9 protein-coding genes are annotated in these 8,887 nt (G+C 62.0%); 3 read left to right on the top strand and 6 right to left on the bottom strand.

The genetic code is table 11. The features are described from left to right. The coding region (locus tag M9890_14760) for an alpha/beta hydrolase (protein MCO5178214.1) at positions 1-581 on the bottom strand (581 nt) is incomplete at its 3' end. A gap of 31 nt (positions 582-612) precedes the next feature. After that, positions 613-1,377, bottom strand: a complete 765-nt coding sequence (locus M9890_14755; protein ID MCO5178213.1) for an MBL fold metallo-hydrolase — start codon at positions 1,375-1,377, stop codon at positions 613-615. A gap of 374 nt (positions 1,378-1,751) precedes the next feature. Here M9890_14755 and M9890_14750 point away from each other — a divergent pair, with 374 nt between their 5' ends. From M9890_14750 to M9890_14740, 3 genes are all read left to right on the top strand, one after another. Continuing rightward, positions 1,752-3,131, top strand: a complete 1,380-nt coding sequence (locus M9890_14750; protein MCO5178212.1) for a right-handed parallel beta-helix repeat-containing protein — start codon at positions 1,752-1,754, stop codon at positions 3,129-3,131. Between the two features lie 38 nt (positions 3,132-3,169). Beyond that, positions 3,170-4,198, top strand: a complete 1,029-nt coding sequence (locus tag M9890_14745) for a right-handed parallel beta-helix repeat-containing protein (GenBank protein MCO5178211.1) — start codon at positions 3,170-3,172, stop codon at positions 4,196-4,198. A gap of 199 nt (positions 4,199-4,397) precedes the next feature. Then, complete coding sequence (locus tag M9890_14740; protein ID MCO5178210.1) at positions 4,398-5,063, top strand: Type 1 glutamine amidotransferase-like domain-containing protein; 666 nt, start codon at positions 4,398-4,400, stop codon at positions 5,061-5,063. A gap of 232 nt (positions 5,064-5,295) precedes the next feature. Here M9890_14740 and M9890_14735 read toward each other — a convergent pair whose 3' ends face one another. From M9890_14735 to M9890_14720, 4 genes are all read right to left on the bottom strand, one after another. Next, complete coding sequence (locus M9890_14735; protein MCO5178209.1) at positions 5,296-6,618, bottom strand: NlpC/P60 family protein; 1,323 nt, start codon at positions 6,616-6,618, stop codon at positions 5,296-5,298. A gap of 473 nt (positions 6,619-7,091) precedes the next feature. Next, complete coding sequence (locus M9890_14730; GenBank protein MCO5178208.1) at positions 7,092-7,538, bottom strand: hypothetical protein; 447 nt, start codon at positions 7,536-7,538, stop codon at positions 7,092-7,094. 45 nt (positions 7,539-7,583) lie between these two features. After that, positions 7,584-8,363, bottom strand: coding sequence for an imidazole glycerol phosphate synthase subunit HisF (gene hisF / locus M9890_14725; protein ID MCO5178207.1), 780 nt, complete (start codon positions 8,361-8,363; stop codon positions 7,584-7,586). Then, on the bottom strand, positions 8,360-8,887 hold a 528-nt coding region (locus tag M9890_14720; protein MCO5178206.1), incomplete at its 5' end, for a hypothetical protein. The genes M9890_14720 and hisF, both read right to left, overlap by 4 nt.

Raw genomic sequence — 8,887 nt, 5'->3', positions numbered from 1 at the left:
TAGACGCGGAGATCCACCTTCCCGCCGATCTGCTCCAGAATCGCGGCGGTCTCCTGCATGCGCTCCAGCGGGATGTGCGGGTCGATGTCGCTGCCGCCGATGAACACCGGCGTGCCAGCGATATCGCCAACGTCATTGCGAGCCAGCCCCGGCGGACCGATCAGCCCGCCCGAGAACACGATCAGGCCCCCGTAGCGCTGCGGATTGCGGGCGACAAATTCGGCCGACAGGCAGGCACCCTGCGAGAAGCCCAGCAGCACGATACGCTCGCGCGGCACGCCTTCATCGGCGAGCGCATCAACGACGTCGCCAACTGCGGCCAGCGCCGAGGTCAGCCACGGCTCGTTGCGTTCGATCGGCTCCAGGAACGAGTACGGGTACCAGGTCTGCGAGGCCGCCTGCGGCGCAGCGTAGGTCACGGTCTCAGCCGGCAGTTCGTTCACCAGCCCGAACATGCCGCGTGCGGTAGCGCCGCGGCCATGCACGAGGATGACTGCAGCTGTCGCTTCGGCAGGTGCTGCCCCAGCGACCAGCACCTGCTGACCCTGATGTGGACCTGGCGTGCGAATGCTCCCGATCACCTTGCGCTCTCCCTCCTGACGCTCAGTCGGGCTAGAACGTCAGCACCTCACCGTTCGTGGGAACGCGCACCTGGTCGCTGAACCCAGCCTCCTCGGCGGCATTACTGAGCGCACGTCGTGTGAGCAGGCAGTGGTTGATCGAATCCATATGTACCGCGATGACGGCACTATCCGGTGCAGCGCGGCAGACTTCGAAGACATCAGCCGCTGTCATCGTAATCGGATCGCCAACGAGGAACTGCGCCGCACCACTGTTGAGGACGATCACCTCCGGGGAGTGGGCCGCGAGCGCTTCCTCCACCTCCGCGCACCAGATCGTGTCACCGGCGATGTAGAGCACTGGCTCGTCGTCAGCGCGCAGGACGAAGCCCGAGACCGCGCCCATGCGCTCGCCGATCTCGCCGGTGCCATGGCGGCCGCCCGTGCGGTTCAGCGAGATGCCGTTCCAGTCCAGTGTGTCAGCAATTGGCGTGACATCTTGAAAGCCATCAGTCTGCAGGCGCTCTTCGTTTCCCGGTTGGCAGAGGAGCGGCAGTGATTTCGGCAGCAGCTCCACCGCGCGCCGATCCCAGTGATCGCCGTGCAAATGAGTCACGATTACGCCGTCCAGCGACGAGATGAGCTGACGAAGCGTCGCGTCGTCATACGGCAGTTTCACCATCGGATTGCGCACCTGGTTCGGTGTATTGGGGATCGGGTCAGTTCCATCCTTGGGGCCGAGCATCGGGTCAACCATCAGTCGACGACCACCACACTCGACCACCAGCGTTGCATGACGAAGCAGCTGAATTTCCATGATTCTCCCCTGAGCGTGCGGCAGTCACACGCGTCGACGCTTGTTCCGAACTTGCGCAGTGTACTGCAGCCCTGTGCCGCCCGAAAGCCGACCAGGCAAGCCCGAATCGCGCCGCCTGAGAATAGTGCGCCGCGTACAACCATGTTGATGTCAACGTTGCGCACTATCAATTCTGATTCGGCCAAGTTTGGTTGACATCGCAGTCAATGTTATGCAATCATTGCCTCGTCCAAGCAGCACATTGATCCGACGTTCAGACGCCGGTAGCGGTTCGCCGTGGCCGCCGCATGGTCATCGACCAGGGAGAGAGCAGATGGGACCGTGAACACCGCCGACAGTCCGCCGCTTGAAAGTTAGTTCAGGAAGGTTCCCCGATGAAGATCTTACGACTCGCAGCCGTTGCAGCCGTCGTTAGCGCTCTCTTCACCGTCTTCGCCACATCGACGGCACTGGCCTATGACTTCCCCAGCACGAACGACGCAAACAGAGCCAACAACTATCCTCACGTTGATCTCGTCTCGCAAGGTATCGACGAGGTGACATTGAGCTTTGTCAACGACACCAACTCACTGTCCTACTTCGAGTACCGCATTGATGGCGAAGTGGTGACCAGCGGGACACTGCATCCGGTCGTCGCCGGTGAGTACATCTATCCCGGCGTCTCAGTTGACAGCCGCAACATCGCAACACCGGTCGTCGTGGAGCAGACATTCTCCGCAGAGTCAACTGTCGAAGTCCGCCTGGCGCTTGGTGGCGAACGGGACTGGGACTTCGACTGGGTAACATTCGAGCCGTTGCCGCCGACGAACGACTGCGTGTTCATCGACACGCCGCGCTCGATCCAGCTTGCGGCGGACTGCACAACGACCGCGACGATCTATGTGCCGGATGGCGCGACGCTGGATGGCCAGGGCCACACCATCACGGCAGTCGACCCGGATGGCGGGAAGTTCGTCGGTGCAGTGCTCCAGAACGACGGCAGCTCGATGAACATCACGCGCATCACCGTGCTCGGTGATCTGAACGCAACCGGCTGCGGTGCGAATGCAGATCGACTGGCCGGCGTCCGCTTCGCCAATGCCGGCGGATCAATCACCAGAAGCTCGATCCTGAACATCAACAAGACATCGTCCGGTTGCCAGGAAGGCTACGGCATCGAGGTTCGCAACCCGGAGAGTGACGGCGCAGGTACGGTCTACGTCCAGATCGCCAACAACCGCGTCGAGAACTACCAGAAGTCTGGCGTCGTGGTGAGCGGCGATATCATCCTCACGATGTTCAACAACACCATTGGCGCAGGCTACAACCAGTCCGCCCTCGCGTCCAACAGCGTTGACATTGGCGACGGTGCCGGCGGCTGGGTCAGCAATAACACGATCTACGGGAATCAGTGGCTTGGCACCTCCTACTGGGTGGCCACCGCCATGGTCGTGTATGGCGCTGAGAATCTCCAGATCACCAACAACACGATCCGCGGAAACTCCGATGTCGGCATCCTGATCCAGGATTCATCGAACATCATCCTTCGCGGGAACTCGATTGCCGATCAGGGCAACGACGCCAATATCTGCCACACATACGGGGACACCTGCTACACGTTCGATATCGGTGTCAGCAGCTACTACAGCAGTGGCGTCCATCTCCTGCTCAACAAGATTAGTGGTTTCGACGTTTCCTATGAGTCCGACGTTACCCCGCAGCGCGGCAATGGAAACCAGGATCGCACTGGACGCTCCGGACGTCCCGGCCGATAGTCGTTCGATCGACTCCAGATGGTGAAGGATCGGGTGAGATGAGGATTATTCGATTCGCGGCTGTGCTGGCTATCCTGAGCACACTCGTCGTTGTGGCGGGGGCTGCTCCGGCAGCCGCGGCAGACGATTGCGTGATTGTCCGCACGCCGCGCTCATACCAGCTGCAGGGCGACTGCACGACTGACTCAACAATCTTCGTGCCAAACGGCGCGACGCTGGACGGCCGAGGCTACACAATCACTGCCGTCAACCCGGACGGCGGCAAGTTCCGGGGTGCTGTCGTGCAGAACGAGGGCAGCTCGATGAACATCACGCGCCTCGTTGTGCGTGCTGATGTTGGGCAGACCGGCTGCGCCGCAGGCAACGACCGCCTCGCCGGCGTGCGCTTCGATAGCGCTAGTGGGTCGATCACCAAGAGCTCGATTCTGGATATCAACCAGGGCGCGTCCGGTTGTCAGGAGGGGAATGCGATCGAGGTTCGCAACCCACCATTCGACGGCACCGGCAGCAACCCGATGCGGGTTGAGATCTCCAACAATCGAGTCGAGAACTACCAGAAGACCGGCATCGTCGTGAACGGTGATGTCATCGTCATGATGTACAACAACACCGTCGGTGCCAGTGCCACCCAGGCGTCGCTGGCCGCGAACGCCGTTCAGATCGCCTATGGTGCTGGCGGCTGGGTCAGCAACAACACCGTCTACGGCAACCAGTGGCTGGGGACTTCGTACTGGTACGGGGCGGCCTTCCTGCTCTACCAGGCCGAGAACCTCCAGGTGGTGAACAACACGGTACTCGGCAATTCGGACTACGGTTTCGCGATCGACACGTCGAACAACATCCTGCTCCGGGGCAACTACATCTCGGATCAGGGCGCAGATAGCGGCGTTTGCCACGAGTACAATGGCGACTGCTATACGTTCGATATTGGCATCGGCAGCTACTACAGCACGAATGTCCAACTGCTCAGCAACCAGATCGTGAACTTCGATGTGCAGTACGAGACCGAGGATGGTCCGCAGCGCATCGGCAACGACAACGGTCGGTCCGGACGCTCGGGGCGGTAGCTCGCTCGCCGAACGACCACGCAGACTCCAACGGAGCGCTCACTGCCGGGGATCGGCAGTGAGCGCTCCGTTTGTCGCGCTCGCTTCCAGTGGGCTCAGACTGCCCCGCTTCCGATCTGTGCAACAGGCCCATATGTGCGACGGGCATCACAGGTTACACTCCCCGAGCACCGACTCGATGTAGCCAAAGGACCACACCGTGAAACTGCTTCTCACCTCCGGCGGGGTCAGGAATCCGAGCATCCACAACGCACTCCTCGAGTTGCTGGACAAGCCGATCGCCGAGTGCAACGCGCTCTGCATCCCGACTGCGACATACGGGCACCCGATGGCTGGGCCGGGGGCGGCGTGGCGATTCATCAGCGGGCGCGGGCAAACGAAGATGACCGATCTTGGTTGGAAATCGGTTGGCGTGCTGGAGCTCACCGCATTGCCCAGCCTCGGCGAGGCGCTCTGGCACCCCTGGGTCCAGAACGCGGACGTGCTCCTGGTGGATGGTGGGGACGCGCTGTTCCTGAGCTACTGGATGCAGCAGTCCGGCCTGGCAGCTCTCCTGCCGTCACTGTCCGCCACCTGGGTGGGCCTCAGCGCCGGTAGCATGGTCATGACGCCGCGAATCGGCAGAGAGTTCATGCAGTGGAACCCGCCGAGCGGCAGCGACGAAACGCTCGGCATCGTAGACTTCTCGATCTTCCCGCACCTGAATCACCCGGATCTGCCGTGGAACACGATGGAGCGCGCGGAGCAATGGGCTGCCAACATCCCCGGCCCCGCCTACGCCGTCGACGACGACACCGCGTTCAAGGTCGTCGATGGCAACGTTGAGATTGTCTCCGAAGGGCAGTGGCAGCTGCTGCATTCCTGAGTCCCGGGTGGCGGCCAGATGTGCGGACACGGCACAGGTAAGCGATCTCCCCACGTTGGACAGACCCGAACGCATGGGAGATTTCTCACTGCGGTTCGAAATGACAGATTTCGGGGTTGGCTGTCGGACCGGACTGGTCGACGTGCTGGCGTCGCCGATCGCCTGCCAGAATAACGACGAGGCCCGGCTGGTGTAGCCGGGCCTCGTTGATCAGACTGTATGGATCCGGATGCTAGCCGATGCGGCGAGCGGTGTAGTAGCGTGGACCCCAGTAGCTATCCCAGATGTTGGCGATGGCGACACCGACGCGCTCGCTCTGCGCGTTCACCATCTGGCCACCACCGATGTAGATGCCGACGTGCGACAGGCCCCACTTGTAGGTGTTCTGCTGGAAGATCAGGTCACCAGCCTGCAGGTTGTCCGGATCGACATAGCTGCCGCTCACGGCCTGAACTTCGAGCGAACGGGAGAAGCCGTTCCCGACGACGCGATTGATGATGTAGTACGTGAAGCCAGAGCAGTCGAAGCCTGACGGAGTCGTGCCGCCCCAGACGTAGGGCAGACCGACGTAGTTGAGCGCTTCGGACACGATGGCGTCACCAACGCCGCTGACTGCCGCGACCGGCGCATCAGCAACCGGCTCTTCTGCAACAGGCTCAGGCGTCTCGACAGCTTCAAGAACCGGGGCGTTCGATGGTGCAGCGTCAGTCCAGGACAGGTAGCCGCCATGCACCCAGCCAACGGTGCTGGAGTAATCAACCTGATACCAGCCGTTGCCTTCGCCATCCCAGGCCGGGCCGTCGATGATAACGACGACATCGCCCTCAGGGACAACCGTCAGCACGCTTGCGCCGTAATAGGCTTCGGCGCGGACATTCAGGCCACCACCGCCGGTGCCGGACACTGCCGCCCGGTCGCCGATGCTCAGGCCGCTGGTAACTGGCTCACTGGCAACTGACACGGTATCGCTCGAACCGCCACCGATTGAGAGGTAGTCCATCGATGCGTAACCGGCCATGCCGCCGTACTGAACGCTCGCCCAGCTGCCGCCGTCGCTGCCGGTGATCCACGACTCGACAACGCCGACCGATTCGCCCTCACCCATGACGGTGATCACGCCGGCTGCGGTCGTCGCGCCATCTCGCAGGCGCAGGCCGTAACCATCAGTGCCAACCACGGTCGCCCAGGTGGCGACTTCAGCGCTGGCGACGGACTCGTATCGAACGGCTGCTGGATCGCCGGAAACATAGTCAGAGATGACCCAGCCTTCAATCCAGCCATCCCAGGTGTCAGCGGAAATGTAGTACCAGCCCGAGCCGTCATCAGCCCAGACCGGACCGTCAACGATCGAAACCTCAACCCCCTCGCCGAGGGTCGCGACGATCGCTCCGGAATACCCGGCTGCCGTACGCACATTCACGCCGTCACCGTTGGTGTACGCGACCTGTGCATAGTCACCAGGAACGAGATTGAGATCTGCGGCTACTGGAATAACGAGCGCCAGAGTCATCGTGGCCGCCACGGCAATCGCCATCAGCGACCGACTGCGTCTCATGCGTCGCAAACGAGTTCCCTCCTACGACACCCTATCCAGAGAACCCTCCACGCATTCTGCGCGCAACATTCACGACCACAGTCTGGCAGTGATGAATGTCTGGATTCTCGTGGAGCAGTCACGGTCACCCGGCTTCAGCCTGGAACCGTATGAAGACTGCTCAGCCCCTCCCGAAGGCTGTCCTGGGTGTTGGCGGTTTGGCGTCTTTAGCTTCGCACTCCCCTTGTGCGAGCCCTGCCATCGATAGCAGTAACACCAGAACCTGACGATTAGCGCCTGACCCGACTTCGTTGCCCCACAACTGTTCCGGATCAGATTTCTCATCTGCGCGTTACACACGCTCAGCGATGGGTCTGCTGGTTCTCCAAACAAACCCGAGACATCGTCGTCTCAGGACGATGGCACCTTAGCACAAGATTTCGAGTCATGTCAACCAATTCACAAACTATGTACGTACACTCTTACGCACCTGATCATGGCCATTCATCACTGCTACGCTCATTGATTTTTCGGGCCAAATAGCCCGTCCCCAAGCCAAAACCGAGTCCTGACATGCTCGCGATCATCAACCCTGTTCCGAGGAATAACACAAGCGTCACAATCACCTTTCCAGCCTGTGTTCCCGTGCTCAAATCAGCAATTCCACCAGTTGACAGGATGACACAGAAGATCAATGACGCAATTGCGGAACAAATCAGCACCAGAGTTGCGCGCCGAACTCCACGTCCGTGCGCAATGAAGAATGCTTCGCCGTAGCCGAATGCGACGCTGATCGGGATGAGGAGTACCCAACCGACGACGGATAGCAAGCGCCCCACGCCGCCACCGATGATTGCGCCGGTCACGACCGCAACTGCCAGAGTCAGTAACGCGCGCGGTGCCCATCTGCGCAATACGATCGGATCGCGCAGCTGCCGCATCAGCAGCTGCTGGCGACTCGGCGGTCGATGCATCGCGCGCCGCCGTCAGGCCGAACCGGCAAATGGCTGCCGGACTACCACACCCCGCGATGCCAGATAGTCCTTCGCCTCGGCAATTGAGTACGTGCCGTAGTGGAAGATAGATGCGGCCAGGACAGCCCATGCACCACCAGCCGTCAGCCCGTCGTAGAGGTGCTCAAGCGTGCCGACGCCGCCGGAGGCGATGACGGGTACCGGGACGGCATCGGAGACGGCGCGAGTCAGCTCCAGGTCGTAGCCCTGCTGGGTGCCGTCACGGTCCATGCTGGTCAGCAGGATCTCGCCGGCCCCGGCCTCAACACCGCGGCGTGCCCACTCGACCGCATCCAGCCCGGTCGGGCGGCGTCCGCCGTGGCTGACGACCTCCCAACCGCCATCGTCGCGGCGCTTGGCGTCGATCGCCAGCACGATGCACTGGTTGCCGAAGCGGTGCGCTCCCTCGGCGATCAGCTCCGGTCGGGCAATCGCGGCCGAGTTCACGCTGACCTTGTCAGCACCCGCCCGCAGCATGCGATACATGTCGTCGGTCGTGCGGATCCCGCCGCCGACCGTCAGCGGGATATGCACCCGCTGCGCCGTCGCGCGAACAACGTCGACCATCGTCTCGCGATTGTCGCTGGTCGCGGTGATATCGAGGAATGTGATCTCGTCGGCCCCGGCGGCGTCGTAGGCTGCCGCCATCTCAACCGGATCGCCTGCATCGCGCAACTCGACGAACTGCACGCCCTTGACCACGCGCCCGCCTGTCACATCGAGGCAGGGAATAATGCGTCGGCACAGACTCATACGCCGTTCCCCTGTCGCTCTGGCGGCTCTCCGGCCGCATCCTGCTCGACGGCGCGCCGTGCGTCCGCCACTGCCTGCATCTCTGCCTGCGCCTGCTCCAGTCGCATGCGCGAACGTAGCTCGTGCAAATGCCAGACCTCGCGGCGTAACCGGGTGGAGAGCTCGCGGGTCTCCTCAATGCGCAACTCCAGCACACTGATGCGATAGGCAAGCTCACGATCGACATCGCCTAACGATTCGAGACGCTGCCCGAGGCGTTCGACGCGCTGATCGGACGTCTCGCGCAGATCGCGCACCTGCGTCTCGACCTGTCGGCGCACGTCGTCGATGCGTTGGGCATTCAGATCATCGCGCTCATCGGCCTGCCCGGCGAAGCGGTTGATCTCTTCGCCCAGTCGCCCATCGCTGGCGCGCAATTCCTCCAGCGCCGGATCGATATGAACGATCGAGCCGCGCACTTCATTGATCAGCGCCTCGTGCTGCTCGAAGCGCAGTGGCAGCTCGCCCAGTCGGACGGCGAGGTT

The sequence above is a fragment of the Thermomicrobiales bacterium genome (assembly GCA_023954495.1).
Taxonomy (GTDB): Bacteria; Chloroflexota; Chloroflexia; order Thermomicrobiales; family CFX8; genus JAMLIA01.
This window is presented reverse-complemented; position numbering and strand designations above follow the sequence as displayed.

Excerpts from the sequence above, each read along its gene's own strand:
- M9890_14755 (MCO5178213.1), bottom strand. The coding sequence starts at position 1,377 with ATGGAAATTCAGCTGCTTCGTCATGCAACGCTGGTGGTCGAGTGTGGT.
- M9890_14750 (MCO5178212.1), top strand. The coding sequence starts at position 1,752 with ATGAAGATCTTACGACTCGCAGCCGTTGCAGCCGTCGTTAGCGCTCTC.
- M9890_14745 (MCO5178211.1), top strand. The coding sequence starts at position 3,170 with ATGAGGATTATTCGATTCGCGGCTGTGCTGGCTATCCTGAGCACACTC.
- M9890_14735 (MCO5178209.1), bottom strand. The coding sequence starts at position 6,618 with ATGAGACGCAGTCGGTCGCTGATGGCGATTGCCGTGGCGGCCACGATG.
- M9890_14730 (MCO5178208.1), bottom strand. The coding sequence starts at position 7,538 with ATGCGGCAGCTGCGCGATCCGATCGTATTGCGCAGATGGGCACCGCGC.
- hisF (MCO5178207.1), bottom strand. The coding sequence starts at position 8,363 with ATGAGTCTGTGCCGACGCATTATTCCCTGCCTCGATGTGACAGGCGGG.